26 protein-coding genes are annotated in these 26,615 nt (G+C 51.4%); 11 read left to right on the top strand and 15 right to left on the bottom strand.

The genetic code is table 11. The features are described from left to right. Window positions 1–159 precede the first annotated feature (159 nt). Window positions 160–1,329, top strand: coding sequence for an MFS transporter (locus FC814_RS11465; RefSeq protein ID WP_000701028.1), 1,170 nt, complete (start codon window positions 160–162; stop codon window positions 1,327–1,329). A gap of 145 nt (window positions 1,330–1,474) precedes the next feature. Here FC814_RS11465 and sodB read toward each other — a convergent pair whose 3' ends face one another. Then, window positions 1,475–2,056, bottom strand: coding sequence for a superoxide dismutase [Fe] (gene sodB, locus FC814_RS11460; protein ID WP_000007280.1), 582 nt, complete (start codon window positions 2,054–2,056; stop codon window positions 1,475–1,477). 127 nt (window positions 2,057–2,183) lie between these two features. Further along, entirely contained in the window at window positions 2,184–3,011 is an 828-nt protein-coding gene (mepH, locus tag FC814_RS11455) for a peptidoglycan DD-endopeptidase MepH (protein WP_000101173.1), read from the bottom strand. A 334-nt stretch (window positions 3,012–3,345) separates the two neighbouring features. Here mepH and grxD point away from each other — a divergent pair, with 334 nt between their 5' ends. Beyond that, complete coding sequence (gene grxD / locus FC814_RS11450) at window positions 3,346–3,693, top strand: monothiol glutaredoxin 4 (protein WP_000108172.1); 348 nt, start codon at window positions 3,346–3,348, stop codon at window positions 3,691–3,693. 50 nt (window positions 3,694–3,743) lie between these two features. On the opposite strand, the gene FC814_RS11445 is transcribed toward grxD, so the two are convergent. From FC814_RS11445 to nemR, 5 genes are all read right to left on the bottom strand, one after another. Continuing rightward, window positions 3,744–8,360, bottom strand: a complete 4,617-nt coding sequence (locus tag FC814_RS11445; protein ID WP_137325954.1) for an ATP-dependent helicase — start codon at window positions 8,358–8,360, stop codon at window positions 3,744–3,746. A 92-nt stretch (window positions 8,361–8,452) separates the two neighbouring features. Further along, window positions 8,453–9,100, bottom strand: a complete 648-nt coding sequence (rnt, locus tag FC814_RS11440; RefSeq protein WP_137325953.1) for a ribonuclease T — start codon at window positions 9,098–9,100, stop codon at window positions 8,453–8,455. Window positions 9,101–9,202: 102 nt separating this feature from the next. Continuing rightward, window positions 9,203–9,610 (bottom strand): lactoylglutathione lyase, encoded by a 408-nt coding sequence (gene gloA / locus FC814_RS11435; RefSeq protein ID WP_001237802.1) that lies wholly within the window; start codon window positions 9,608–9,610, stop codon window positions 9,203–9,205. A gap of 80 nt (window positions 9,611–9,690) precedes the next feature. Beyond that, window positions 9,691–10,788, bottom strand: a complete 1,098-nt coding sequence (gene nemA, locus FC814_RS11430) for an N-ethylmaleimide reductase (RefSeq protein ID WP_000093630.1) — start codon at window positions 10,786–10,788, stop codon at window positions 9,691–9,693. 37 nt (window positions 10,789–10,825) lie between these two features. Continuing rightward, window positions 10,826–11,425, bottom strand: a complete 600-nt coding sequence (gene nemR, locus FC814_RS11425) for a DNA-binding transcriptional regulator NemR (RefSeq protein WP_001032924.1) — start codon at window positions 11,423–11,425, stop codon at window positions 10,826–10,828. A 102-nt stretch (window positions 11,426–11,527) separates the two neighbouring features. Between nemR and FC814_RS11420 the strand changes: the two genes are divergently transcribed. From FC814_RS11420 to sodC, 3 genes are all read left to right on the top strand, one after another. After that, entirely contained in the window at window positions 11,528–11,767 is a 240-nt protein-coding gene (locus tag FC814_RS11420; RefSeq protein ID WP_032225257.1) for a DUF1289 domain-containing protein, read from the top strand. A gap of 48 nt (window positions 11,768–11,815) precedes the next feature. Further along, window positions 11,816–12,712 carry an aldo/keto reductase family oxidoreductase gene (locus FC814_RS11415; RefSeq protein WP_137325952.1) on the top strand — a complete coding sequence of 299 codons (897 nt, stop codon included), beginning with the start codon at window positions 11,816–11,818 and terminating at the stop codon, window positions 12,710–12,712. Window positions 12,713–12,791: 79 nt separating this feature from the next. Next, a complete protein-coding gene (sodC, locus tag FC814_RS11410) occupies window positions 12,792–13,313 on the top strand; it encodes a superoxide dismutase [Cu-Zn] SodC (RefSeq protein WP_032225254.1) in 522 nt (173 codons plus the stop codon). Here sodC and FC814_RS11405 read toward each other — a convergent pair whose 3' ends face one another. The 3 genes from FC814_RS11405 to FC814_RS11395 are packed head-to-tail and all read right to left on the bottom strand — an operon-like array spanning window position 13,314 to window position 16,422. Further along, window positions 13,314–15,326 carry an FUSC family protein gene (locus FC814_RS11405; RefSeq protein WP_137325951.1) on the bottom strand — a complete coding sequence of 671 codons (2,013 nt, stop codon included), beginning with the start codon at window positions 15,324–15,326 and terminating at the stop codon, window positions 13,314–13,316. Further along, entirely contained in the window at window positions 15,326–16,183 is an 858-nt protein-coding gene (locus FC814_RS11400; RefSeq protein ID WP_010346022.1) for an HlyD family secretion protein, read from the bottom strand. The genes FC814_RS11405 and FC814_RS11400 overlap by 1 nt, the downstream gene beginning before the upstream one ends. A gap of 2 nt (window positions 16,184–16,185) precedes the next feature. Then, window positions 16,186–16,422: a DUF1656 domain-containing protein gene (locus tag FC814_RS11395; protein WP_000671001.1), complete on the bottom strand. Its 237-nt coding sequence runs from the start codon at window positions 16,420–16,422 to the stop codon at window positions 16,186–16,188. 200 nt (window positions 16,423–16,622) lie between these two features. On the opposite strand from FC814_RS11395, the gene slyA reads away from it, so the two are divergent. Further along, window positions 16,623–17,057 carry a transcriptional regulator SlyA gene (slyA, locus tag FC814_RS11390; protein WP_016158207.1) on the top strand — a complete coding sequence of 145 codons (435 nt, stop codon included), beginning with the start codon at window positions 16,623–16,625 and terminating at the stop codon, window positions 17,055–17,057. A gap of 46 nt (window positions 17,058–17,103) precedes the next feature. On the opposite strand, the gene slyB is transcribed toward slyA, so the two are convergent. Next, window positions 17,104–17,571 carry an outer membrane lipoprotein SlyB gene (gene slyB, locus FC814_RS11385; protein WP_000597203.1) on the bottom strand — a complete coding sequence of 156 codons (468 nt, stop codon included), beginning with the start codon at window positions 17,569–17,571 and terminating at the stop codon, window positions 17,104–17,106. 274 nt (window positions 17,572–17,845) lie between these two features. Between slyB and anmK the strand changes: the two genes are divergently transcribed. From anmK to pdxY, 5 genes are all read left to right on the top strand, one after another. Then, window positions 17,846–18,967: an anhydro-N-acetylmuramic acid kinase gene (gene anmK / locus FC814_RS11380; protein ID WP_000835034.1), complete on the top strand. Its 1,122-nt coding sequence runs from the start codon at window positions 17,846–17,848 to the stop codon at window positions 18,965–18,967. A 90-nt stretch (window positions 18,968–19,057) separates the two neighbouring features. Then, window positions 19,058–19,381: a C-type lysozyme inhibitor gene (mliC, locus tag FC814_RS11375; protein ID WP_000734947.1), complete on the top strand. Its 324-nt coding sequence runs from the start codon at window positions 19,058–19,060 to the stop codon at window positions 19,379–19,381. 58 nt (window positions 19,382–19,439) lie between these two features. Further along, window positions 19,440–20,096: a pyridoxamine 5'-phosphate oxidase gene (gene pdxH, locus FC814_RS11370; protein WP_001282324.1), complete on the top strand. Its 657-nt coding sequence runs from the start codon at window positions 19,440–19,442 to the stop codon at window positions 20,094–20,096. A 128-nt stretch (window positions 20,097–20,224) separates the two neighbouring features. After that, window positions 20,225–21,499, top strand: a complete 1,275-nt coding sequence (gene tyrS / locus FC814_RS11365) for a tyrosine--tRNA ligase (protein WP_001516333.1) — start codon at window positions 20,225–20,227, stop codon at window positions 21,497–21,499. A 60-nt stretch (window positions 21,500–21,559) separates the two neighbouring features. Beyond that, complete coding sequence (pdxY, locus tag FC814_RS11360) at window positions 21,560–22,420, top strand: pyridoxal kinase PdxY (RefSeq protein WP_137325950.1); 861 nt, start codon at window positions 21,560–21,562, stop codon at window positions 22,418–22,420. 38 nt (window positions 22,421–22,458) lie between these two features. Here pdxY and gstA read toward each other — a convergent pair whose 3' ends face one another. The 4 genes from gstA to rsxE all read right to left on the bottom strand — a co-directional run bounded on the left by gstA (window position 22,459) and on the right by rsxE (window position 26,612). Then, a complete protein-coding gene (gstA, locus tag FC814_RS11355; RefSeq protein ID WP_000765736.1) occupies window positions 22,459–23,064 on the bottom strand; it encodes a glutathione transferase GstA in 606 nt (201 codons plus the stop codon). A gap of 105 nt (window positions 23,065–23,169) precedes the next feature. After that, window positions 23,170–24,672: a dipeptide/tripeptide permease DtpA gene (dtpA, locus tag FC814_RS11350; protein ID WP_000100947.1), complete on the bottom strand. Its 1,503-nt coding sequence runs from the start codon at window positions 24,670–24,672 to the stop codon at window positions 23,170–23,172. 609 nt (window positions 24,673–25,281) lie between these two features. Next, complete coding sequence (gene nth / locus FC814_RS11345; protein ID WP_001030339.1) at window positions 25,282–25,917, bottom strand: endonuclease III; 636 nt, start codon at window positions 25,915–25,917, stop codon at window positions 25,282–25,284. Continuing rightward, a complete protein-coding gene (gene rsxE, locus FC814_RS11340; RefSeq protein ID WP_001289640.1) occupies window positions 25,917–26,612 on the bottom strand; it encodes an electron transport complex subunit RsxE in 696 nt (231 codons plus the stop codon). Before rsxE ends, nth begins: the two co-directional genes overlap by 1 nt. Between the last annotated feature and the right edge of the window lie 3 nt (window positions 26,613–26,615).

The raw sequence follows: 26,615 nt of genomic DNA, 5'->3' as shown, positions 1-26,615 counted from the left end.
CTCGAGGGAGCGCGTTCTCCCTCACATCTCCTTCCTCTTTGTTAGCAAAATGGCAAAAGTGTTTTCTCTTTTTGTTATTTTCATTCTTTTGTGATTGATGTCATGCTTTCGCCACTTTGATGAACATCGCGTGATGACGCGAAGAGGTGGAGATTAGGCATGAAAATTAACTATCCGTTGCTGGCGCTGGCAATTGGCGCATTTGGTATCGGGACAACGGAATTCTCGCCAATGGGCTTGTTGCCCGTTATTGCGCGTGGTGTGGATGTCTCGATTCCCGCTGCCGGAATGTTAATCAGCGCCTATGCGGTTGGCGTGATGGTTGGCGCGCCATTGATGACGCTTCTGCTTTCTCATCGTGCCCGCCGTAGTGCGCTGATTTTCCTGATGGCGATTTTCACGCTCGGTAACGTACTTTCTGCCATCGCACCGGACTATATGACGCTGATGCTTTCACGCATTTTAACCAGCCTGAATCACGGGGCGTTTTTTGGTCTGGGGTCTGTCGTGGCAGCAAGCGTGGTGCCAAAACATAAACAGGCCAGCGCAGTTGCAACTATGTTTATGGGCTTAACACTGGCGAATATCGGTGGCGTTCCGGCGGCAACCTGGCTTGGGGAAACTATTGGCTGGCGTATGTCATTTCTGGCAACGGCGGGGCTGGGTGTGATTTCAATGGTGAGCCTGTTCTTCTCTTTACCTAAAGGTGGCGCAGGGGCGCGGCCTGACGTGAAAAAAGAGCTGGCGGTACTGTTGCGTCCACAGGTGCTGTCTGCATTGCTGACGACGGTGCTGGGCGCTGGCGCAATGTTCACCCTCTACACCTATATTTCTCCGGTACTGCAAAGTATCACTCACGCAACGCCGGTGTTCGTCACGGCAATGCTGGTGCTGATTGGTGTCGGATTCTCTATCGGTAACTTTCTCGGCGGCAAACTTGCAGATCGTTCAGTTAACGGCACGTTGAAAGGCTTTTTGCTGCTGCTGATGGTGATTATGCTCGCGATCCCGTTCCTTGCGCGAAATGAGTTTGGCGCGGCTATTAGCATGGTGGTGTGGGGCGCTGCAACCTTTGCTGTCGTACCGCCGTTGCAGATGCGTGTGATGCGCGTTGCCAGCGAAGCGCCGGGTTTGTCTTCATCAGTAAATATTGGTGCCTTTAACCTTGGAAATGCGCTGGGTGCCGCAGCCGGTGGTGCAGTGATTTCCGGTGGTCTGGGATACAGTTTTGTGCCGGTGATGGGGGCGATTGTCGCGGGGCTGGCATTGTTGCTGGTATTTATGTCAGCCAGAAAACAACCTGAAGCAGTTTGCGTTGCCAACAGCTAATAAACAAAAACGCAGAAGGATAACCTTCTGCGTTACAGTTTGCAGGCAAAGTGCGATTTATCTTGCCGGATGTGGTGTTAATGCCTCATCCGCGTAGGCCTGATAAGCGTAGCGCATCAGGCAATGCTGCATTTGCCATCAGTGATTATGCGGCGAGGTTTTTCGCTACGAATTCCCAGTTTACCAGCGCCCAGAAGTGCTCCAGATAACCCGGACGTGCATTGCGATAGTCGATGTAATAAGCGTGTTCCCAGACATCAACGGTCAGCAGTGGAGTCGCATCGGTGGTCAGCGGAGTACCTGCGTTAGAAGTGGAAACGATAGCCAGTTTGCCATCGCTGTTTTTCACCAGCCAGGTCCAGCCAGAACCAAAGTTTTTGATCGCAGCATCAGTAAACTGAGCTTTGAAATCGGCAAAGCTGCCAAAAGAAGCGGCGATAGCTTCAGCCAGTTTACCCGTCGGTTCGCCACCCGCGTTTGGCGCCAGGCAGTTCCAGTAGAAAGTGTGGTTCCAGACCTGAGCGGCGTTATTGAATACACCACCTTCAGAGCTGCGAATAATCTCTTCCAGTGATTTACCTTCAAACGCAGTACCTTTGATCAGGTTGTTCAGGTTAGTGACATAAGTCTGATGATGTTTGCCGTAGTGATACTCGATAGTTTCCGCAGAAATGTGCGGTGCCAGAGCATCTTTAGCATATGGTAGTGCAGGTAATTCAAATGACATTGCTACTCTCCTTTATTATTAATTGGCATACGTACAATAGCCTTATTGTGCGTATGGATAGGGTAGCAAATTAAAAGGTGATACAAAAGATGAACTTACCCTGTTGCCGTAACAACAGGGTAAAGTTTTAGCGAAGTGTTTTTGGGGTCATCACCCGACGAGCGCCAACATAGTGGCGTTGCCAGTAATCTTCACTTAACGAAGTGATTTTAATTTCCTGACCACTGCGTGGTGACTGAATAAATTTGCCGTTGCCGACATACACGCCAACGTGATCGGCGGTTCCGCGCCCCTGAGTGCGGAAGAAGACAAGGTCGCCGTTTTTCAGTTCGCTGCGATCGATCGGCGCGGCGTCACGCAGGTGATACATTTCGTTAGCCGTGCGTGGAATACGGATCTTCACCAGATCTTTATACGCGTAATAAACCAGTCCGCTGCAATCAAAACCGGTACGCGGTGAGCTGCCGCCCCAGCGATATGGTTTGCCAATTTGCTGCATCAGCTTATTCATAGCCACTTTTGTGGCTTTCTGTACTTTGGCTTTATGCGCGTCGGCGATGGTTCCCTGTGTGGCATTCTTGACTTTCACACAACGTGACTTATAGCCTTTACGTTTGGTGCATTTTTCCGTAAAGCTGACTGACGCCGTTTTATTGACGGCTTGTTTGCTGCGAGTTTTGGCGTTTTTAGAAGCTGTAATGGAGGATTTTTTAACGGAAGAAGCAGTTTTATTTTTAGTAGTACTTTTACTGGCGGCTTTTTTCGCTGTTTTCTGGCTGGCTTTATTGGTCTTTTTGGTGGTTGCCGTGCTTTTCTTTTTATCTGCTTTTTTGGTGATGTGAGTGGTAGCAGAACTCTCCCTGGCTTGCTTTGAAGCATGTGCCATAGGCGTTAAAGGCAGGGTGGTAAAAAGTAAAGCACAGAGCGTGATCGAAATACGGTTTATCCGCGCCACTGAGCGTCCCTCTGTTAAAGCAGGTCTATCATGCCTGCGTCTGATTTACAAAACTTGATGATTCTAATGCATAGAAGAAGAGAAAGTTAATACCTTTTATTGTTAAAAAATACGTTTCGTCGGCGAGCGTAAAAAAATGCAGCAGGCAAAGCTAAAAATGGTTATAAAAACACCACGTTGCTGCGTGCCAGAGAAGAAAAGAATATTTGAAATGCAACATATAGAGCAAAGGGATAAAATAGCAAAAGCGTGATGAAAATGTTATTTTCCGTTGCCGCACTGACCCGCTACAATGTCAGATTACTGCCGTAAAGAAGTTTGAGGAAGCAAGACAATGAGCACCACTATCGAAAAAATCCAACGCCAGATTGCTGAAAACCCGATCCTGCTGTACATGAAAGGTTCACCGAAACTGCCGAGCTGCGGTTTCTCTGCCCAGGCAGTCCAGGCGCTTGCCGCATGTGGCGAACGTTTTGCCTATGTTGATATCCTGCAAAATCCGGACATTCGTGCGGAACTGCCGAAATACGCTAACTGGCCGACTTTCCCGCAACTGTGGGTTGACGGCGAACTGGTAGGCGGCTGTGATATCGTGATCGAAATGTATCAGCGCGGCGAACTGCAACAGCTGATCAAAGAAACTGCCGCTAAATACAAGTCTGAAGAGCCGGACGCGGAGTAATCCGTCCTGCAATACTGACGGATGCAAACAAGCATCCGTCAGTGCTTTATCTATCCCCAATCCAGCCCTTGTGGCGAACTTGAAAATCCCGCTTCACGCAGCAGCGTAAACATCGGCGTTTGCCGGACGGGTTGATCATTCACTTCTGTCAGCGTAAAGCGCAGCCGTGGTTCGCGACGCAGTGCGGTAGTCAGCGCCTGGAAAACCTCTGCGGCGAGTAATTCCTCTTTTTCCTGCCAGACCAGCATTTTTTTGCCACCTTGCGCCAGATAGAGTAACAATTTGCCGCCAGAAACGACCACCAGCGCACCCGCCCGACGCGTTGGAACCAGCGTTGCCGGATGTGCAGGCCAGGGCAGGAGAGTTCCCCACACATTAGCCGGATCGTTGGCAGAGAGCGCCACTGGCGTATAGTGTCGCGTCTGCGTGGCTTGTGTCGCCAGATCGCGCAATCGGTCAATAGTCAGGCGATCAGCAAATTGCGCGCCGCCAAGACCTTCAACAAAACGACCACGCATAATTCGCCCGGAGTCTTCCATGCTTCGACAAAGCGTTTGCATTGACGGAAATCCGCCAGGGATATTCTCGGCTATCACCGCCTGACGACTGACGATGCCGTAGCGGTCGAGCATATTTTCCGCCAGCGCCAGCATCCTTTCAGTATCGTTCAGTGGCTCCACCTGTAATAACGACCAGCGTCCAGCCAGCTTCGGCGTGTTGTAAGATACCAGTGGCGAGATGGACGACGTATAGGCAGGACGTCCACGCCGGGTCCGGTGACTGCGGCGAGTTGAGGGACGCGCGCTGGTACTGCTGCGGGTGAGGGCGCGTAACGGTGCCCAAATATCGCAGGAAATGACGCCTTGCCAGACCAGCTCCCATAACGCTTCTTGCAGGGGCGAAGCATCTACCGGTTGACCGATTTTCTCGCCTACCCGTTGAGCGATTTGTTGCGTAAACCAGGCGCCGCCGTCAGCCAGAACCGCGATAATCGCTTGCTGAATCGCTGAACGTTTTGCGTGATCATTTTCTACTGGTGTTAACGATTCTGCGGCATATTCCTGCAAATGCAGAGCCACCAGACCGTCATCATCGCCCAGTTTTTTTTGCCCCGACCAGATAACTGCGCCGGTTGCCAACAGTTCATCGAGCATTTCTGGCGAATAGTCGCGCACGCGGGCTGGCAGGATCTGGCTTTCCCAGAGCGAGGCGGGTAAACCAACACCGGCAAGTTGTTCGATCACCCGCATGACACCATCCACCCCCTCATAAACGCCTGTAGACGTTGCGGCAAAAAGCGCCGGGCTGCCATCGGTAGCGGGCAACACGCCCTGACGTTCCAGCAGCAATCGCGCATAGACTGTAGACGGAACTGGACGCGTCGCTTCTCTGGCAGCCTGCAGCGAGCGTAAGCGCAGACGACGGAAAACTTCGTCGCTCACCCAGACGTCTTGTTGCAGATTCATCACCAGCCCCCGTTCGCGCAGTTGCTGAAGTTGCTCTTCGACAATGGCAATACCGAGGCCAAAATCACGGGCAAGTTGTTCCGCCGTGACCAAAGCATGAGTCCGGAGATAGCGCAGAAAGAGATCGCGAAGCGGGTAATTTACGCGGTGCAGGTAGATTTCGGGTAGTGAGTGCGGCAATGGTACACCGAGGGCGTCTCGTAGCCTGGCTGCGTCATCCATGCAGGCCAGGTGCTTCTGACCTGCAATCATCGCCGGGAAGATTCGTTTTGCCGCGAGAAGGTTTTCCACATACGTCTCGATCTCTTCACTGCTGCCTGTATGCCGCTGTACCAGATCCTCAACGGTCATTGGCCCCAGTTCGCGTAGCAGGTCAAACAAACCTTCTTCACCTTTCGCTTCTCTGCCAGCCGCTAGCCGCTGTAACTCTTCTTCCACCTGGCGTATGACCTGCGGGTCGAGTAATTCACCCGGATCGACCTGACCGAGTAGATTGCGCAGTAACTCGCTGTCGATCGACAGTACGGATGCCCGGCGTTCTGCCAGTGGGGCGTCGCTCTGGTACATAAATTCCGCGACATAGCCGAACAATAAACTGGCGGCGAAAGGCGAGGGCGTAGTAGTCGTTACATCGGATATTTGTATTTCGCCACCGTTCAGGCGACGCATCAAACGTTCCAGCGCGGGAAGATCATAAACATCTTGCAGGCATTCACGTAGGGTTTCGAGAATGATCGGAAAATCAGGATAACCCTGGGCGATTTCCAGCAACTGGCTGGCTCGTAGTCGTTGTTGCCACAGTGGCGTGCGATGCCCCGGCGTGCGGCCGGGCATCAGCAATGCCCGCGCGGCACATTCACGGAAACGAGCGGCGAAAAGAGCCGAGCTGCCTACCGCTTCGCGGACAATTTGCAGCAATTTTTCTGGTTCAAACAAGAAAATGGCGGCGTCAGGCAATTTACCATCGGTGTCAGGAATGCGCGCAACAATGCCGTCATCACTGGCAACTACTGAGGCGTCAGCGCCCCATAGTGCATGTATTCGTCCTGCAATCGCCAGCGCCCAGGGTTCATGCACGCGTCTCCCATAGGGAGAGTGCAAAATAATACGCCAGTCGCCAATTTCATCACGGCACCGTTCGAGAACCAGATGACGGCTGCCAGGAACAATGCCCGTTGCTTTGCGCTGCTCGTCAATCAGTCCCTTAATATTGGCGAGCGTATTTTCTTCCGCCAGCCACGGGGGAATACTCCCGGAAAAGAACGCGCCATCCGCCAGCAAATGGAGAAAATCGCCGATCATCTCGCTTAATTCAGACGGACGTCCGTTTCCTTCGCCGCGCCAGAAGGGAAGTCTGGCGGAGCGTCCGGGCGCAGGCGTCACAATCACCTGATCGCGGGTAATTTGCTGGATCCGCCAGGAGGTAGCACCGAGGGTGATAATGTCATTCACCCGCGATTCATACACCATCTCTTCATCCAGTTCTCCTACCCGACGAGATCCGGCCTGTTCTTCACCTTCCGGTAATAACACGCTGTACATGCCACGATCCGGAATGGTGCCACCGCTGGTCACCGCCAGCAGTTGGGCGCCTGGACGCGCAGTTAATATTCCACTTTCCCGATCCCAGATAAGTTTTGGGCGAAAAGCGGAAAAATCACCAGAAGGATAGCGCCCGGAAAGCATATCCAGCGTGGTGTCAAAAACGCGCCTCGGTAGATCTTTCCACGGTGCGGCACGGCGCACGCGGGCGTACCATTCGTCCACCTGTAATACGTCCATCGCCGCAGCGGCAACAGTTTGCTGCGCCAGAACGTCGAGTGGATTATGCGGTGGTGTCAGGTTTTCCAGCCTGCCTGTGAACATACACTCTACAATGACTGCGGAATCGACTAAGTCACGCCGGGTTCGGGGGAAAAACAGCCCTTTGGAGATACCTCCTACCTGGTGTCCGGCACGTCCAATGCGTTGTAACCCACTGGCAACAGAAAGCGGCGTTGCCACCTGAATCACCAGATCCACCGCGCCCATATCAATCCCCAGTTCGAGACTGGAGGTTGCGACCACGCAGCGTAATTCACCCGATTTCAGCGCCTGTTCGGTGATTGCTCGTTGTTCTTTAGAGACGGAGCCGTGGTGTGAGCGGGCAATATAAACGTCGCTACTTTGTACACGGTTAGAGGTTGCGCCGGAGGTAGACTCAAAATTTGCCGCATCAACGGCGATAGTCGGGGAACGCTGTAATCGTGCAGCGTAAAGCTCATTTAGTCGTGCCGTCAGTTTTTCCGCCAGTCCGCGAGAATTGGTGAAAACAATGGTCGAGCGATGGCGCAACACTTCATCAAGAATGCCGGTTTCAATATATGGCCAAATTGATCCTTCTCTGCCTGCATGGCTGTCTTCGCCGGTGCCGCTGGCGACCGATGAGACATCATCCATATTGGCGACCGGTACGACAATCCGTATCTGCGGATGGCGCATTGCGGGCGGGTTGACTACCGTAACCGGGCGATCGCCACCAAGAAATGCTGCCACATCGCTGGCTGAGCGCACAGTGGCGGAAAGACCAATTCGCTGTGCTGAGGTGTGGAGCAGCGCATCGAGTCGCTCCAGACTTAACGCCAGATGCGCACCACGTTTACTGCCCGCTACCGCGTGGACTTCATCAATAATTACCGTTTCGACGCCGCGTAGCGTTTCGCGTGCGCGGGAGGTCAGCATCAGATAGAGTGATTCGGGCGTGGTTATCAGAATATCCGGCGGATTACGGGTCAGTTTGCTGCGTTCTTGTGCGGGAGTATCGCCAGTGCGGATACCCACACGAATGTTGACTTCCATTTCGCCACGCCGCCGCCGCTCATCCGCAATGCCCTGTAACGGGATCTGTAAGTTGCGTTGAACGTCGGTGCCTAAGGCTTTAATTGGTGAAATATAGAGGATGCGCGAGGTTTTACGCTTATGCGCTTCGCTTGCATGTTCTCCGCCTTCGCGGAAGAGTTGATCGAGGGCGTAGAGAAAAGCGGCCAGCGTTTTTCCGGAACCTGTTGGTGCAATCACCAGCGCATGTTCACCGTGTGCCGCCACATGCCAGGTTTGTGACTGAACAGCGGTCGGCTGTTTAAAGGCGCGAAGAAACCAGTCGCGGGTCGCCGGTGAAAAAACGTCCGGCAGCGACGATGAAGGATTTGGGTTATCTGCCATTAACGCTATTCCCCGTGAATATCATGCATGATGCGTGGAATAGCCTCACTATAGATGCCTGATTCATTGCATGTCATCAGGCATCGACTCGATTACACCTCTTCGGCGGCAGGCAGCGGCCAACCTCCCAGCCGTTTCCAGCGGTTGACGATTTCACAAAACAGCACAGCGGTGCGTTCGGTATCGTACAGCGCGGAGTGTGCCTGAGTGCTGTCAAACTCCATGCCAGCGGTCTGGCAGGCTTTTGATAATACGGTTTGTCCGAGCGCCAGCCCGGCCAGTGCAGCAGTGTCAAAAGTGGCGAAAGGGTGGAACGGGTTACGTTTCAGTGAGGCGCGTTCTGCGGCGGCCATCATAAAGCTGTGGTCGAAATTGGCGTTGTGCGCCACCATAATGGCACGGTTACAGCCGCTCGCTTTAATGCCTTTACGTACAACTTTGAAAATCTCATGCAGTGCCTCGTATTCACTGACCGCGCCACGATCGGGATCGTTCGGGTCAATGCCGTTGAAGGCGAGGGCTTCTGGTTGCAAATTAGCGCCGACAAACGGCTCGACGTGGAAATGTAATGTGGTGTCCGGCATCAGCCAGCTTTGTTCATCCATTTTCAGGGTGATGGCGGCAATCTCAAGCAGCGCATCGGTTTTGGCGTTAAATCCGGCTGTTTCAACATCGATCACAACAGGATAAAAACCACGAAAACGGTCGCACAGACCGGTAAGTTGAGCGTTATCGGACATCTGATTCTCTTAATACGGATAAATTGCAGCGCGCATTATGACAAATATTACTTGCCGATGCAGTAAAGATGCGGGCGTGATGAGTGCACGCCCGGCAGGAGATTAGTTGCCCAGACCGCGACCGGCGTCTTTCTCTTCGATCAATTCAATTTTATAACCGTCCGGATCTTCCACAAATGCGATAACCGTAGTACCGCCTTTTACCGGACCGGCTTCACGGGTCACGTTACCGCCGTTCTGACGGATTTTTTCGCACGCTTCAGCGGCGTTATCAACGCTAAGTGCGATGTGACCATAAGCGGTGCCGAGTTCGTATTTATCCACGCCCCAGTTATAGGTCAGCTCAATCACCGCTTCTTCGGTTTCCGGGCCGTAGCCAACAAACGCCAGTGAGTATTTATATTCCGGGTTTTCGCTGGTACGCAGCAGTTTCATGCCCAGCACGTTGGTATAAAAATCGATGGAGCGTTGCAGATCGCCAACGCGCAGCATGGTGTGAAGAAGACGCATCTTTATATCCTCAAAATGGCTAACAGATTCAAAATGTTGTTTTAGTATAGCGGCGGCTTTGCGCCGCTCGCAATGTTAGATCACAGCGTAGGGTAATCGGTATAACCTTCTGCGCCGCCGCCGTAGAAACTTTCGGCACGCTGTGGGTTAAGTTCGGCTTTGCGCTGCAGGCGAGCGACCAGATCCGGATTCGCAATCCAGTCGCGACCAAATGCCACCGCATCAATTAACCCTTTGCCGATCAGCGTTTCCGCTTTTTCTACCGTATATGCACCAGCCCCGATAATCGGGCCGTGGAAACGGGCGCGTACTTTTTCGCGGAAAGCCTCGGTATATGGTTTGCCGCCTGCCCAGTCAGGTTCGGACATATGCAGATAAGCAATGCCGCGTTTGCCCAGTTGTTCAATCAGATACAGTGCATCGGCTTCTTCATTCGGGCCGTTATCCGTATTCTGGAAAGTACCGATTGGCGAAACGCGAATGCCAATGCGATCGGCACCCCATTCTTCAATCCCGGCATCAACAACTTCCAGTACCAGACGTGCGCGATTTTCCACGCTACCGCCGTACTGATCGGTACGATGGTTTGAAGAAGGCGACAGGAACTGATGCAGTAAATAACCGTGAGCAGAGTGAAGCTCTACCAGATCAAAACCGGCTTCACGCGCGTTAGCAATGGCCTGACGGAAATCATTGACGATCCCCGGAATCTCTTTCAGCTCCAGTGCACGCGGCATAGATGTCTCGACGCGGATCGCCTGACCATTTTCATCGCGCAGAGAAGTACGCGTTCCCGCACTAAGTGCCGAAGGTGCTACCGGAGCCTGGCCGCCAGGTTGCAGGCTGGCGTGAGAAATGCGCCCCGTATGCCAAAGCTGTACGGCGATATGACCATTTTCAGCATGAACACCAGCGGTGATTTTTTTCCATGCCGCGATTTGCTCCGGGCTATGAATACCAGGTGCGCCCGCATACCCTTTTGCCTGAGCGGAAACTTGAGTGGCTTCGCTAATAATCAAGCCGGCACTGGCACGTTGGCGATAGTATTCCGCCATCAACGGAGTAGGGATGTCACCCGGCTCAATGCTGCGCAGACGTGTCAGAGGGGCCATAAAAATACGGTTTGCCGCCGTGATCGCGCCCACTTGCAGTGGGGAATACAGTTTTTCAGATGACATAAAGGCTCCCGGTCGTCTGGTGATGAAAAAATGCCTGCTAAACGGCAGGCGTCGCAATAATGGTTTTTACATGTGTTAGCGCGTTTTCCAGCGGCCCGGAACTGCGCAAAATTTTGGCCTGCAGATTGGCGCCCAGCCACAGCGCGTAAAGTACTTGCGCTTGTTGTAGCGGTTCACCACAAAAGGTTAAACAGTGGCTGGCACGGCCATTTTCCAGTGCCTGAGAGAGCAGGGCGATCACGCCACGAGCGCCTTTATCCATCGCGCTGCGCATATCTTCTGACAGATCGCACACTTCGGCAGAGAGCTTTACTGTCAGGCATCCGCTGATAGTTCCATGCTGGCTAAACTGGTTAAGTGTCTGCTGGTAATAAGCCAGTATGCGGTCGCGGTAGTTACCTTCGCCGGATTGCAGCAACTCCGCTAGTCGCAGGTGATACGCCGCGTAATGACGCTCAAGCATGGCAACGCCAAACGCTTCTTTAGAGCGAAAGTAGTGATAGAACGACCCTTTCGGCACTTCAGCGATTTTCAGTAACTCGCTTAATCCCATCCCGGTGAATCCACGTTGCAGGCAAAGCTGCTCACCCGTAGCCAGGAGGTGTTCGCGAGTATCATGTTCGGTGTGTTTGTTCATGTATTCGAGTGTAGTAGACCGGTCGGTCTAGTGCAAGTAAAGTTGCTACTTTGGGCATTAACAGCTTCAATAGTGGTAATAATCTTATCTTAGGAGGGCGAAGTGGCGGAGCAATTAGAGTTCTTTCCCGTCCAGAGCCCGTGCCGGGGAATTTGCCAGTCCGATGAACGCGGATTTTGCCGTGGCTGTTATCGTAGCCGGGATGAGCGTTTTAACTGGAATAAAATGAGCGATGGCGAAAAACAAGAAGTGTTGCGCCTTTGTCGGCAACGACTTATGCGTAAATTACGCGCGAATAAGCCAGCGCCATCAGACGAACCTGAGCAACCATCACTCTTTTGAGCCTAATCTTGCGTATACTCCTCTCATATCTGATAAGAGGAAGCGATTATGGTTCAGCGTATTACTATTGCGCCGCAAGGCCCGGAGTTTTCCCGTTTTGTGATGGGCTACTGGCGATTGATGGACTGGAATATGTCCGCCCGCCAGTTAGTCAGTTTTATTGAAGAGCATCTGGATCTCGGCGTGACTACTGTGGATCACGCTGATATTTATGGTGGCTATCAGTGCGAAGCGGCGTTTGGCGAGGCGTTGAAACTGGCGCCTCACCTGCGTGAACGGATGGAAATCGTCAGTAAATGCGGTATCGCGACGACCGCGCGTGAAGAAAACGTCATTGGTCATTACATCACTGACCGCGACCACATCATTAAGAGCGCCGAACAGTCGCTGATTAATCTTGCGACCGATCATCTGGATCTGCTGCTGATCCATCGCCCCGACCCGCTAATGGATGCCGATGAAGTGGCAGATGCGTTTAAACATTTGCATCAGAGCGGAAAAGTACGCCATTTTGGCGTCTCCAACTTCACGCCTGCGCAATTTGCGCTGTTGCAATCGCGCTTGCCGTTTACCCTTGCCACTAATCAGGTGGAAATATCCCCGGTGCATCAGCCGTTACTGCTGGATGGCACGCTCGACCAACTGCAACAACTGCGTATTCGCCCGATGGCCTGGTCTTGTCTTGGCGGTGGTCGTCTGTTTAATGATGATTATTTCAAGCCGCTACGTGATGAACTTGCTGTGGTGGCGGAAGAATTAAACGCGGGCTCTATCGAGCAGGTGGTTTATGCCTGGATATTGCGTCTGCCATCGCAGCCGCTGCCGATTATCGGCTCCGGTAAAATTGAGCGCGTGCGGGCTGCTGTCGAAGCGGAAACATTGAAAATGACCCGCCAACAATGGTTCCGTATCCGTAAAGCGGCACTGGGTTACGACGTACCGTAAACACTTTTAGGAATAGCCGCCGTTCAAATATGTGTCACTGGTTTACACTTAACGGGTATGCACATTGAACGGAGGTCCTATGAAACGTTTTAGTCTGGCCATTCTGGCGCTGGTTGTTGCAACCGGCGCACAAGCTGCCAGTGAAAAAGTCGAGATGAACCTCGTCACGTCGCAAGGGGTTGGGCAGTCAATCGGTAGTGTAACAATTACTGAAACCGATAAAGGTCTGGAGTTTTCACCCGATCTGAAAGCATTACCACCCGGTGAGCATGGCTTCCATATTCATGCCAAAGGAAGCTGCCAGCCAGCAATGAAAGATGGCAAAGCCAGCGCCGCAGAATCCGCAGGCGGGCATCTTGATCCACAAAATACTGGTAAGCATGAAGGGCCAGAAGGTGCAGGACACTTAGGCGATCTGCCGGCACTGGTGGTTAACAATGACGGTAAAGCAACCGATGCCGTCATCGCGCCTCGTCTGAAATCACTTGATGAAATCAAAGACAAGGCGCTGATGATCCACGTTGGCGGCGATAATATGTCCGATCAACCAAAACCGCTGGGCGGTGGCGGTGAACGCTATGCCTGTGGTGTCATTAAGTAATTAAGAGGTCAGCGTACCTTGCGGCGGCGCTTGCTCAAGTTGCGAAAGCGAGCAGTACAGACGCCAGACAATCGCCGCCAGCTCACGGGCTGCGGGTTGATGATGGTGGGCAAGGCTGTCGCATATCCGCTGTAATTCTTCAAGTGTGGCCGCCAGTGATTTTTGCTGAACGCCACGCTCATTCATTACTTCCCGCAACAGAAAAATACAGTTATCCCGCACTCGCGATAACGGATCGGAACGCGATTCCCAGTCCCGCAATTGCCAGACAACATGTGAACAGTTCAGCAGCACCACGCCCCAGCGTAATAACCAACGGCGAGCCAGTGCATCCTGGCTGTTGCTCAACTGACTAACGTGGTGATAAGTGAGCGATTCAAATTCGCTTTCACTCAGGGTTGGATGGCGGCTTAGTTGGTCGACAAAATCCCGGCGCAGTGCGCGAATATGACGACGACTTTTACGGGCATCAGATCCAGGTCGCAGAATGGCGAACGCTAACCACGCCAGTGCCACGCCAACAATTTTCGCCAGATTATCGTTAAGAAAGTCAGCAAAATCATACACCGGGGGATTAGTGACAGCGATGAACGAACCCATAAATACGATCAGTTGTCCCCACAACGCGGCAAATTTTGGCATCTGTAATTTGAGAAGTTGCATCGTCGCCAGCAGCGGGAAGAGAAACAGCAAAAATTGCCACAGGTCGCTAATCTGAACCATCAGACCAAACTTAACCACAAAGCTAAATAGCGAAAGTAATACCAGCGTGCGCATAAGTAGCGACAGTGACTTAAACGGTGCCGCGACGGCGGAGTAGAGTACGCAGCTAATTGCTGCCAGTGTTAATGCATTGGCACCGGCATCCCATTGCGAGGTAATACTCCATGCGCCAATTATCATCAACGTACAAAATGTGCGCAGTCCACTCCACATAGCTTCGGCGTTATCGGTATGACGTGCCAGGCCGGCTGTTCGTGGGAGTCTGGCACGATCATCTGTACCGCTTTGCAGACGATGTAGTTCCTGACTGCTTTGCAGATAAAGGCGGCAAAAATAGCGTAGTCGCTGCCAGAAGGCGACGTGCCGATAGTCGGCTAAGTTGGTTGGGCGCAGTGGGGCAATGATACGTGCGACGGTGTAAAAATCAGTTTGCGAACTGGCAAGCGCCGTCAGCAACTGTTCGAGAATTTCACGTGTGGCGGCGGGCGTTGATGACCAGTTGAGCAACATACGTCGCAGGCTGGAGATGACGCTGGTCATGCGTAATTGCTGGTGGAGTAGCGCATTCAGGCGTGCATTTTGCTGGCGGAAGCGATAGTGACTCCAGAACGCCTGAATGCGCAGCAAATTCATGGTTAATATTTGCCCAATAATCCCTTCATGTGCTGTGCGAATGGCATCGGTTGTTTCAGGCTGCCAGAGCAAGCTGGCATGTTCCAGTAAACGGGCATGCATGTTTTTCAACGCGGTTAAAAGCGCAGTGGCGTCGGAGCTACTCGGCAGGATCATCATCATCATGCCACCGCAGAGAATACCGACGATGACTTCGCAAACGCGTGCCTGAGCGATATCCCATAACTGGCTTGCTTCCGTGATATTGACCATCGGAAAGGCGATAATGGCCGCAGTGTAGCCCGCCAGTTGGAAGGCATACGCCACGTTATTCGTGAAGTGCGCGCAAGCCCAGGTACAAAAGCCAAGCCACGCCGACATGCTCAATAGAAAAAACCACGGCTCGTTAAGCGTATGCCCGGCAAGAATCAGTGCCGCGATGGCTCCCAGCAAACTACCAGCGATGCGTCCGAGACTTTTGCTGATGACACCGCCAACGGTGGGAAAGCTTACCACCGCAGCCGAGGTCATCGCCCAGTAGGGTTCATCGAGATTTAAATAATAGGCAACCGTCAGCGCCAGGCACATGGCAATGGTATTGCGTAACGCATAACGCCATTGCGCCAGCGAGGCCCTGCACCAGGGCAAATTGCGCAAGGACCATAACGATGCGTTCATTATTGACCTACGGCGATGCTACATGTTGTACCGGATACCAGCGTGACATCGCTGGGAACATTATCCAGAGCAAAGCGGACGGGAACGCGTTGGGCGAGACGCACCCAGGGGACGTTAGGTTTCACATCCGGAATCAGGCTGGAATCACTTTCAATGCTCTGATCATAAATCGCCCGACCGATACTGGAAACGTGACCCTGTAACGTTTTGTTGTCGCTATAGAGCGTAATTTGTGCTGGTGCACCGTCGTGGATATGGCGCAATTTGGTTTCTTCAAAATAACCAATGACGTAAAACGAATGGCTATCCACCAGGGCAAACAGGGGTTTTCCGGTGTCGGCGTAGTCGCCGATGCGGGTAGTGAGATTAGTTACCCATCCACTCACCGGAGCGCGAATTTCCGTTTGCGCCAGTTGCCATTGTGCCTGTTCAAGCGTCGCCTGTGCGGCATCAACACTGGCCTGCATCGCTTTAACATTGAGGTTAGCGGTATCCAGCTCTTCGGCAGAGATAAAATTATGTGAGAGATGACGGCGACGATTAGCTTCGTTATTGGCTTTGGCGAGGTCAGATTGCGCTTTCGTTAACTGAGCCTGGGCGTTCAGTTCGGCTATCTGGAAGGGCGTTTTATCGATGGTGAGTAAAATATCACCAGCATTAACCAACTGGTTGTCTTTTATATTCATCGCAACAATACGTCCAGACACCTGAGGCGTGATAGAAACCTGTTCTGCGCGTATTTTTCCGTCGCGTGTCCACGGTGACTGCATGTAATAGTTCCATAGCCACCATCCGGCAAGAATCGCAACAACCGCTACAATAATTGTTGAGAAATACTTAATTGTTTTAATTGACATAGTTACCACGCAATCAGTATTGCCAGAGCAAGGCAAACGCAAATCGCAAACAGCGATAAATCCATTAACAAGGGATGCCAGATGTCACCGGCGTAGATCCAGCCGCGAAGCAGGCGGTGTATAACAAGCCAGAGGACAAATCCAAGCGCGAACGCTTTGAAAAACGGAGGAAAATAGACGGACGCACCGAACACCAGATCTTGTAAGGGCAATCCCGTTGCATTAAGCATAAACTTCACAAAATAGATTCCTTTACGACCGAATATATTGCGTTAGATTAATAAATATTCTTTAAGTGCGAAAAAGTTACGCGCAATTTCTGAAAAGCATGTCTGACGGTAAGCAAATGCAGCAATACATTTGTTTTAGCAATACAATTGCTGCACACTATTCTAAAAGCTGTATAATATCTTAGCAAGCTAATTATAAGGAGATGAAATTGGAATCGCCACTAGGTTCTGATCTGGCACGGTTGGTGCGCATATGGCGTGCTCTGATAGACCATCGCCTGAAACCGCTGGAGTTAACGCAAACCCATTGGGTAACGTTGCACAATATCCATCAGTTACCTCCAGACCAGTCGCAAATTCAACTGGCAAAAGCGATCGGCATTGAGCAGCCTTCACTGGTTCGTACGCTGGACCAACTGGAAGAAAAAGGGTTAATTTCGCGTCAAACTTGCGCCAGCGATCGTCGGGCTAAACGTATTAAACTGACGGAAAAAGCGGAGCCGCTGATTAGCGAAATGGAAGCGGTTATTAACAAAACCCGGGCGGAAATATTGCATGGAATTTCCGCAGAGGAAGTAGAACAGTTGATTAAGCTCATTGCAAAACTTGAGCATAATATTACTGAGCTGCAGGCCAAAGGGTGAAATGAAGAAGGCGTGTGGTCAGTGACCTGACCACACGTCAACTTATTTAGCGCGGAGAGACAGTCACCTGGCTACCGTTGCTGGCCAGGATAACACGTTGTCCCGGAGAGAAGTGGGTATTGCCCTGTTTCTGTACCACCATAATGGTGTTGCCATCATCTTTACGAATTTCCAACTCCACACCCTGAGTTTTGTTCATTGCGCTCTGCACGCCCTGACCCGCTACGCCACCTGCGATAGCGCCTGCCGCAGTTGCCAGAGAACGCCCAGTTCCGCCACCAACGGTATTCCCAAGGAAGCCACCGAGAACCGCACCGCCAATTGCGCCGATAACGTTGGAATCATCACCGCCCTGAATTTGTACCTGTCGTACATTAACGATTGTGCCATAGCTGACATTCTGCACTTGCTTCGCTTCAGAGGCGGTATAGACATCGCCAGAAAGGGTATCGTTATTAACACAACCGACAAGAGACAGACCTACCATTGATACAACCAGTACGCGCTTAATCATTGAAAAATCTCCTGATTACCATGAAACGCCTCACAAGCATCCCTCATGGCCAAAGTAAATGGCATTGGTATAACTATGATTACATGTTCCACTAAAACATGATGGAATCATAATTAGAATACGGTTAACCAAGTATAAACAAAACATTCATAGTAATTATTGATATGAATATAATGTTTTCCTGGTAATGGTAAAAATCGGCGCTCATGCATGGAATTCGTGAGAGGTTTGTGTTTGAGTGGAGCGCAAACGACAGGTTGAAAAAGGATGAACTATGAAATCAGGCCGCTTTATTGGCGTAATGTCAGGTACTAGCCTGGATGGTGTCGATGTTGTACTGGCGACTATCGATGAACACAGGGTGGCGCAGTTGGCAAGTTTGAGCTGGCCGATTCCCCCATCACTTAAACAAGCAGTACTGGATATTTGTCAGGGGCAGCAGCTTACGCTTTCTCAGTTCGGTCAACTGGATACTCAACTTGGTCGTTTGTTTGCCGATGCCGTTAACGCACTGCTCAAGCAAGAAAATTTGCAGCCAAAAGATATCGTCGCCATCGGGTGTCACGGACAGACTGTCTGGCACGAACCTACTGGCGTTGCACCGCATACTCTACAGATTGGTGATAACAATCAAATTGTGGCGCGCACTGGAATTACTGTCGTTGGTGATTTTCGCCGTCGCGATATCGCCTTAGGTGGTCAGGGTGCGCCGCTGGTGCCAGCGTTTCATCACGCATTGCTGGCTCATCCGACAGAGCGGCGAATGGTTCTCAACATTGGTGGTATCGCCAATTTGTCGTTGTTGATTCCAGGGCAGCCGGTGGGGGGATACGATACCGGTCCAGGTAACATGTTGATGGATGCGTGGATCTGGCGTCAGGCCGGGAAACCTTACGATAAAGACGCTGAGTGGGCGCGAGCGGGTAAAGTTATTTTGCCACTGTTGCAGAATATGCTTAGTGATGCGTATTTTTCCCAATCCGCGCCGAAAAGCACCGGACGCGAATACTTTAACTACGGTTGGCTGGAACGGCATTTGCGCCATTTCCCGGGTGTTGATGCGCGCGATGTCCAGGCGACGCTGGCGGAACTTACTGCCGTGACCATTTCTGAACAGGTATTATTGAGTGGCGGCTGCGATCGTTTGATGGTCTGTGGTGGCGGAAGCCGTAATCCATTGGTGATGACGCGACTTGCTGCCTTGCTGCCAGGAACCGAAGTGACCACCACTGACGCCGTCGGCATTAGTGGTGATGACATGGAAGCATTGGCCTTCGCGTGGCTTGCCTGGCGGACGCTGGCGGGGCTACCCGGCAACCTGCCTTCGGTCACCGGCGCAAGCGAGGCGACGGTGCTGGGCGCAATTTTCCCTGCAAATCCGCGATATCAGAGTTAACTGAATTTTTCCTACTGCGTCTGCCGTTACACTTGGAAGTTGAGGAGAGCGTTTTGCTCTCCGGACCAGGAAAGTCTTCGGGATGTGTTTATGAAAAAACTGTTACTGATCTGTTTGCCGGTGCTTCTCACTGGCTGTGGCGCGTTTAATCAACTGGTTGAACGTATGCAAACTGATACGCTGGAATACCAGTGTGATGAAAAACCGTTGACGGTAAAACTGAATAATCCGCGTCAGGAAGTCAGTTTTGTCTACGACAATCAATTAATTCACCTTAAACAGGGCATTTCAGCCTCTGGCGCACGTTATACCGATGGCATTTATGTTTTCTGGTCAAAAGGTGATGAGGCAACGGTCTATAAGCGTGACCGCATCGTCTTGAATAACTGTCAGTTACAAAATCCGCAGCGTTGAGATTTTTCCAGGGGCGGCGCACAATAGCGTCACCCACTGACAATCCGTAAAGAAAACCATGTCTGATAACGACGAATTGCAGCAAATCGCGCATCTGCGCCGTGAATACACCAAAGGCGGTTTACGCCGCCGCGATCTTCCCGCCGATCCTTTAACCCTTTTTGAACGCTGGCTCTCCCAGGCCTGTGAAGCCAAACTGGTTGACCCCACCGCGATGGTCGTCGCAACCGTTGATGAACATGGTCAGCCTTATCAGCGCATCGTGTTACTCAAACATTACGACGAAAAAGGGATGGTGTTTTACACCAATCTCGGCAGTCGCAAAGCGCATCAAATCGAAAATAACCCGCGCGTTAGCCTGCTTTTCCCGTGGCATACTCTTGAGCGCCAGGTAATGGTGACCGGTAAAGCGGAGCGTCTTTCGACTCTCGAAGTGATGAAATATTTTCATAGTCGTCCGCGCGATAGCCAGATTGGCGCGTGGGTATCTAAGCAGTCCAGCCGTATCTCTGCGCGAGGGATCCTTGAGAGCAAATTTCTTGAGCTGAAGCAGAAGTTTCAGCAGGGCGATGTCCCTTTACCGAGTTTCTGGGGCGGTTTTCGCGTAAGTCTTGAACAGGTTGAGTTCTGGCAGGGCGGTGAGCATCGTCTGCATGACCGCTTTTTGTACCAGCGTGAAAATGAGGCGTGGAAAATCGATCGTCTCGCACCCTGAAAAGATGCAAAAATCTTGCTTTAATCGCTGGCACTCCTGATTCCGGCACTTTATTCTATGTCTCTTTCGCATCTGGCGAAAAGTCGTGTACCGGCAAAGGTGCAGTCGTTATATAAATGGAGATTTTGATGGCAAGCAGTAACTTGATTAAACAATTGCAAGAGCGGGGGCTGGTGGCCCAGGTGACGGACGAAGAAGCGTTAGCAGAGCGACTGGCGCAAGGCCCGATCGCGCTCTATTGCGGCTTCGACCCTACCGCTGACAGCTTGCATTTGGGGCATCTTGTTCCATTGTTATGCCTGAAACGCTTCCAGCAGGCGGGCCACAAGCCGGTTGCGCTGGTAGGCGGCGCGACAGGTCTGATTGGCGACCCAAGCTTCAAAGCTGCCGAGCGTAAGCTGAACACCGAAGAAACTGTTCAGGAGTGGGTGGACAAAATCCGCAAGCAGGTTGCCCCGTTCCTCGATTTCGACTGTGGAGAAAACTCTGCTATCGCCGCGAACAACTATGACTGGTTCGGCAATATGAATGTGCTGACTTTCCTGCGCGATATCGGTAAGCACTTCTCCGTTAACCAGATGATCAACAAAGAAGCGGTTAAGCAGCGTCTCAACCGTGAAGATCAGGGTATTTCGTTCACCGAGTTTTCTTACAACCTGTTGCAGGGCTATGACTTTGCCTGTCTGAATAAACAGTATGGTGTTACGTTGCAGATTGGCGGTTCTGACCAGTGGGGTAACATCACCTCTGGTATCGATCTGACCCGTCGCCTGCATCAGAATCAGGTTTTTGGCCTGACCGTTCCGCTGATCACCAAGGCTGACGGCACCAAATTTGGTAAAACTGAAGGCGGCGCAGTATGGCTGGATCCGAAGAAGACCAGTCCGTACAAGTTCTACCAGTTCTGGATCAACACCGCTGATGCCGACGTTTACCGCTTCCTGAAGTTCTTCACTTTCATGAGCATTGAAGAGATCAACGCCCTGGAAGAAGAAGATAAAAACAGCGGCAAAGCACCGCGCGCCCAGTATGTGCTGGCGGAGCAGGTGACGCGTCTGGTTCACGGTGAAGAAGGTTTGCAAGCCGCGAAACGTATTACCGAATGTCTGTTCAGCGGTTCCTTGAGTGCGCTTAGCGAAGCGGACTTTGAACAGCTGGCGCAGGACGGCGTACCGATGGTTGAGATGGAAAAAGGCGCTGATCTGATGCAGGCGCTGGTCGATTCTGAACTGCAACCGTCCCGTGGTCAGGCGCGTAAAACTATCGCCTCCAATGCCATCACCATTAACGGTGAAAAACAGTCCGATCCTGAATACTTCTTTAAAGAAGAAGATCGCCTGTTTGGTCGTTATACCTTACTGCGTCGCGGCAAAAAGAATTACTGTCTGATTTGCTGGAAATAATGCACTAAGTGGAAAGGGGGAGTGAGAAATCACTCCCCTGATTTTTATACAGGGAGCACAATGAAAAATATTCTCGCTATCCAGTCTCACGTTGTTTATGGTCATGCGGGTAACAGTGCGGCAGAGTTTCCGATGCGCCGCCTGGGCGCGAATGTCTGGCCGCTGAATACCGTTCAATTTTCTAATCATACTCAATACGGCAAATGGACTGGCTGTGTGATGCCGCCCAGCCATTTAACCGAAATTGTGCAGGGCATTGCCGCCATTGATAAATTACACACCTGTGATGCCGTACTCAGTGGTTATCTGGGATCGGCGGAGCAGGGCGAACATATCCTCGGTATTGTCCGTCAGGTAAAAGCGGCGAATCCACAAGCGAAATATTTTTGCGATCCCGTAATGGGGCACCCGGAAAAAGGTTGCATCGTTGCGCCAGGCGTGGCGGAATTTCATGTCCGTCACGGTATGCCAGCCAGCGATATCATCGCGCCGAATCTGGTCGAGCTGGAAATTCTTTGTGAACATCCAGTACATAACGTCGAAGAGGCCGTTAACGCTGCGCGTGAACTTATTGCGCAAGGGCCACAAATCGTATTGGTTAAACACCTTGCACGTGCGGGCTACAGCCGCGAACGTTTTGAAATGCTGCTGGTTACTGCCGATGAAGCCTGGCATATCAGCCGTCCGCTGGTGGATTTTGGTATGCGCCAGCCGGTAGGTGTTGGTGATGTGACGAGCGGTTTACTGCTGGTGAAATTGTTGCAGGGGGCAACGCTGCAGGAGGCACTGGAACACGTGACGGCGGCAGTATACGAAATTATGGTAACCACCAAAGCAATGCAGGAATATGAACTGCAGGTGGTTGCCGCGCAAGATCGTATAGCCAAACCGGAACACTATTTCAGCGCAACGAAGCTCTGAAATACCTCGGCCCACAGCTTCCTGTGGGCCGATGACGATTACTGCAAGCCTTCCGCCGTCAACGCGGCTTTCACCGCCGGTCTTTCAGTCATACGCTGCATAAAGGCTGCAATGTGCTCTAAACCCTCCAGATTCAGTTTCACCGCGTATGCCCAGCGCAGAACCGTAAACAGATAGGCGTCAGCGATGGTGAAACGTTGCCCGCAGATCCAGTGCTCATCTTTCAGCGCGTCGTTAACATACTGCAGCTTTTTCTCCAGTTGTGCACGAGCAGCCTGTTTATACTCTTCCGGGGTATCCGGGCGGAACAGTGGTGTGAACCCTTTATGCAATTCGGTGGCGATATAGTTCAGCCATTCGATGGTTTTATAGCGAGAAATACTGTTTACCGATGCCAGCAACTGGCGGTCGGGAACACTGTCAGCAAGATACTGCATAATTGCTACGCCTTCCGTCAGCAAAGTACCATCGTCCAGTAGCAACGCAGGAACCTGTCCCTTAGGGTTAATGGCAAAGTAATCATCACCGTTCTCGAGACGTTTTTTCATCAAATCCACACTGACGAGCGTAAAGTCCTTTCCGCTCTCACGCAGGGTGATATGGGAAGCAAGAGAGCAGGCGCCCGGTTTGTAGAACAGTTTCATCGGTAACTCCTTTTGGCTGTGGTTTAAAGTATGGTAGTGCGTTGCTGAACAAAAAAAAAGCCGCTAACGAAAAGTTAGCGGCTTGTAAAAGAGTTTCCCTGAAATTTACGCTACGGCAGCTTTCGCCGCTTTGTCTGCAGCATCGTCCTGGGTCATGCGATGCAGTTTCGGCGCGGTCAGCAGCATCAGCACAGCAATAACGGCAGTGGCGACACCAATCTGCAAGAACACGCGACCATACACTTCCAGCGACATCAGCGGATCGGTTACGTTATCCGGAACAGCCATCATACCCGCAACATAACCACCAATCAGGTTTGCACCGGCAGTGGTCAGGAACCAGCTACCCATAATGAAGCCCATCAGACGCTGCGGAACGAGCTGTGCAACCATCGCCAGACCCAGACCAGAGATCATCAGTTCACCGATACTCTGCAGGCCGTAGCTAGCTACCAGCCAGCTTACAGAAACGATACCGGCGTCAGACGCGAATTTCGCACCCAGCGGCAGGATCAGGAACGCACCAGAACACATCACCATACCGATTGCAAACTTGGTCGGCATCGGCAGGGTATCGCCCATCTTGTTATAGATAGCGGCCAGAATCGGGCTACCAATGATGATCCAGAATGGGTTCAGCGCCTGATACTGCTCTGGCTCGACGGCCAGACCAAGAATAGTGTGTTCAACGTTACGAATCGCAAAGAAGTTCAGCGACGTCGGCATCTGGCTGTACAGCACGAAGAAGATGATTGCTTCAAGCATCAGGATGAAGGCGACGATCATTTTACGACGCGCAGCACCTTTCATGGCGAACGCTTCTTTACCGAAGATAACCACGATACCCAGGGCAACAACGCCCAGCGCCATACGTGCTACTTCCTGGTTGTGCAGCAGCCAGGTTGCAACTGCGATCAGGGCTACAACACCAATAATGGTCAGCAGCAGGTTACGGTAGTTGACTGGTTCAAAGTCAGGTTTTGAGCCGTACTGCTTAACCCAGCGTTGGCAGAAGGCGAAGTTAACGATAGTGATTAACAGACCTACTACGCTAAGGGCGAACGCGACGCTCCAGCCATATTTGGCAGCCAGCCATGGGGTTGCAATCATAGAGAAGAAAGAACCGATGTTGACGGACATGTAGTACATGGTAAATGCACCGTCCAGACGCGGGTCGTTTTTCTCATAGCAAGTAGAGAGCAGCGAAGACGGGTTGGCTTTAAACAGGCCGTTACCTACGGCAATAGCCGCCATACCCATATAGACGATACCGGCGTCGTGACCAGACCATGCAACCAGCGCATAACCAATGGCCAGTACAATAGCACCAAGCATAATAACGCGTTTAGTACCCAGTACCTTGTCACCTAACCAGCCGCCGATAGCGACCAGACCATAAACCAGGGCGCTAAAGGAAGAGAAAAGGGTGATTGAATCCGCTTCAGACATACCCAGTTGTTTAACCAGGTAGACAGCCATAATTCCTTGCAGGCCGTAATAACCAAAACGTTCCCATAACTCAATCGAGAAGATGAGATAGAACGCCTTCGGTTGTTTGAAAGCGTTCAAACTGACGCTTTCTGTTGGTTTTTGGTTTGCAGTGGACACTTTTACCTCTTTTTTTACATCCCATATTAACGGGGGTGCTTTCTCGCGTGATGTCTAAAAAACATACGCGCAATTGTTATAGTGGGAGGGGAAACGGCAGGTAATGTTCACTATCTTGCACTTTCAGACAAGTCCTTTGTAATAATCTGTTACATATAACTGGCGTGGAGAATTCATCGGCTCCGGGAAATGTTATCCAGCGTTAAATTTTTCAAAAAACGTAAAGGCAGATTTTTTCACTACTGAGATAGGGTAATAATTCCAGTTTGGCGATATGTTCTGCTATAAGATGTTTTATGTAGTGGGATAGTCCATTATCTGAAAAATAGCCAGTGTAATGTTTTGTAGGTTTCAGGACGGATTGAATCAATGCTTTGTCAAATTTAACTTTTAAAATGCATTGTTTTTACATTTCAGTATCAGTGTGATCTTGATCACGAATAGATAGAAAATTTCGCTATTAAAAAAACAATTAACCTGCATTTTTGGTTATTCACAAACGGATTGCCTGATGATGCCGCAGCGAGGCGGCATCATTAACGTTAGAGGGATGTTTTTGAAGAAGATAAGGAAAGGTAATGGATGGGTAGACGACACCATCTATTTGTGTCAGATGTCAACTTTCTCTTTGTATTCACAAAGATCTTCAATAATGCAGGAGCCACAGCGCGGCTTGCGGGCAATGCAGGTATAACGCCCGTGAAGAATTAACCAGTGGTGGCAATCGACTTTAAATTCTGCCGGAACCACTTTCAGCAATTTTTCCTCAACCTGCTCGACATTTTTTCCTGGCGCAAATTGGGTGCGGTTGCAGACCCGGAAAATGTGGGTATCTACAGCGATGGTCGGCCAGCCGAAAGCGGTATTCAACACCACGTTAGCTGTTTTACGTCCAACGCCGGGTAAGGCCTCCAGCGCCGCGCGATCTTCCGGAACTTCGCCATTATGCTGTTCCAGTAAGATACGGCAGGTCTTAATGATATTTTCCGCTTTGCTGTTATATAACCCAATAGTTTTGATATACGTTTTTACGCCTTCAACACCCAGTTCGAGCATTGCCGCAGGCGTATTAGCCACCGGGTAGAGCTTCGCCGTCGCCTTATTAACGCTGACATCGGTGGCCTGAGCGGAAAGCAGTACGGCAATCAGCAATTCAAAAGGCGAACTGAAATTAAGCTCGGTTGTGGGGTGAGGATTGTTCTCACGCAGACGTGTGAGGATCTCCAGGCGTTTTGCTTTGTTCATCAGACATTCCCTGTTTCACCGTTCGGCAAGCCGCGTTCGGCGATTGCTTCAGCGCGGCGCTTTTTCATTTTTTCATCAATCAGATATTTCACTGCCAGCATCAGTCCCAGACCAATAAATGCGCCTGGTGGTAACATTGCCAGCAGGAAAGGGGAATCAGTGTGGAAGATCTCCACCCGCAATACTTTTGCCCAGTTACCCAACAGCGCATCGGCACCGTCAAACAACGTTCCGTTGCCGATGATTTCGCGTAGTGAACCCAGCACGAACATTGCGCAGGTTGCGCCCATGCCTATCGAAAAACCATCAAGAGCCGAAAGCGCCGGACCTTTTTTGGCGGCGAAGGCTTCAGCGCGACCCACAACGATACAGTTAGTGACAATCAGTGGAATAAAAATCCCTAACGATTGATACAGGCCGAAGGCGTAGGCGTTGATCAGCATCTGTACGGCGCTGACCACCGAGGCGATGATCATGACGTAAATGGGGATACGGATCTCAGCTGGCGTCCAGTGACGCAGCGTCGAGATAGTCAGGTTGGTAAGCGTCAGCACCAGTGTCGTCGCAAGCCCTAAACCCAGAGCGTTGGTGGCAGTGGACGTGACCGCCAGCAGTGGGCAGAGGCCAAGCAACTGAACCAGTGCGGAGTTGTTCTTCCATAACCCCTGAACAATAACATCTTTAATTTCGCTCACGGT

It is taken from the genome of Escherichia sp. MR (genome assembly GCF_005280595.1).
In the GTDB taxonomy this organism is placed as follows: Bacteria; Pseudomonadota; Gammaproteobacteria; order Enterobacterales; family Enterobacteriaceae; genus Escherichia; species Escherichia ruysiae.
The sequence above is the reverse complement of the archived record's forward strand: the minus strand, read 5'-3'. Positions and strand labels throughout refer to the sequence as shown.

What these genes read in the sequence shown, in the direction of transcription:
- gloA (WP_001237802.1), bottom strand. Translation starts at nt 9,610, where the DNA reads ATGCGTCTTCTTCACACCATGCTGCGCGTTGGCGATCTGCAACGCTCC.
- nth (WP_001030339.1), bottom strand. Translation starts at nt 25,917, where the DNA reads ATGAACAAAGCAAAACGCCTGGAGATCCTCACACGTCTGCGTGAGAAC.
- FC814_RS11445 (WP_137325954.1), bottom strand. Translation starts at nt 8,360, where the DNA reads ATGGCAGATAACCCAAATCCTTCATCGTCGCTGCCGGACGTTTTTTCA.
- gstA (WP_000765736.1), bottom strand. Translation starts at nt 23,064, where the DNA reads ATGAAACTGTTCTACAAACCGGGCGCCTGCTCTCTTGCTTCCCATATC.
- FC814_RS11465 (WP_000701028.1), top strand. Translation starts at nt 160, where the DNA reads ATGAAAATTAACTATCCGTTGCTGGCGCTGGCAATTGGCGCATTTGGT.
- sodC (WP_032225254.1), top strand. Translation starts at nt 12,792, where the DNA reads ATGAAACGTTTTAGTCTGGCCATTCTGGCGCTGGTTGTTGCAACCGGC.
- rnt (WP_137325953.1), bottom strand. Translation starts at nt 9,100, where the DNA reads ATGTCCGATAACGCTCAACTTACCGGTCTGTGCGACCGTTTTCGTGGT.
- anmK (WP_000835034.1), top strand. Translation starts at nt 17,846, where the DNA reads ATGAAATCAGGCCGCTTTATTGGCGTAATGTCAGGTACTAGCCTGGAT.
- FC814_RS11415 (WP_137325952.1), top strand. Translation starts at nt 11,816, where the DNA reads ATGGTTCAGCGTATTACTATTGCGCCGCAAGGCCCGGAGTTTTCCCGT.
- slyB (WP_000597203.1), bottom strand. Translation starts at nt 17,571, where the DNA reads ATGATTAAGCGCGTACTGGTTGTATCAATGGTAGGTCTGTCTCTTGTC.
- nemA (WP_000093630.1), bottom strand. Translation starts at nt 10,788, where the DNA reads ATGTCATCTGAAAAACTGTATTCCCCACTGCAAGTGGGCGCGATCACG.
- sodB (WP_000007280.1), bottom strand. Translation starts at nt 2,056, where the DNA reads ATGTCATTTGAATTACCTGCACTACCATATGCTAAAGATGCTCTGGCA.
- pdxY (WP_137325950.1), top strand. Translation starts at nt 21,560, where the DNA reads ATGAAAAATATTCTCGCTATCCAGTCTCACGTTGTTTATGGTCATGCG.
- nemR (WP_001032924.1), bottom strand. Translation starts at nt 11,425, where the DNA reads ATGAACAAACACACCGAACATGATACTCGCGAACACCTCCTGGCTACG.
- grxD (WP_000108172.1), top strand. Translation starts at nt 3,346, where the DNA reads ATGAGCACCACTATCGAAAAAATCCAACGCCAGATTGCTGAAAACCCG.
- FC814_RS11405 (WP_137325951.1), bottom strand. Translation starts at nt 15,326, where the DNA reads ATGAACGCATCGTTATGGTCCTTGCGCAATTTGCCCTGGTGCAGGGCC.
- tyrS (WP_001516333.1), top strand. Translation starts at nt 20,225, where the DNA reads ATGGCAAGCAGTAACTTGATTAAACAATTGCAAGAGCGGGGGCTGGTG.
- pdxH (WP_001282324.1), top strand. Translation starts at nt 19,440, where the DNA reads ATGTCTGATAACGACGAATTGCAGCAAATCGCGCATCTGCGCCGTGAA.
- mliC (WP_000734947.1), top strand. Translation starts at nt 19,058, where the DNA reads ATGAAAAAACTGTTACTGATCTGTTTGCCGGTGCTTCTCACTGGCTGT.
- FC814_RS11400 (WP_010346022.1), bottom strand. Translation starts at nt 16,183, where the DNA reads ATGTCAATTAAAACAATTAAGTATTTCTCAACAATTATTGTAGCGGTT.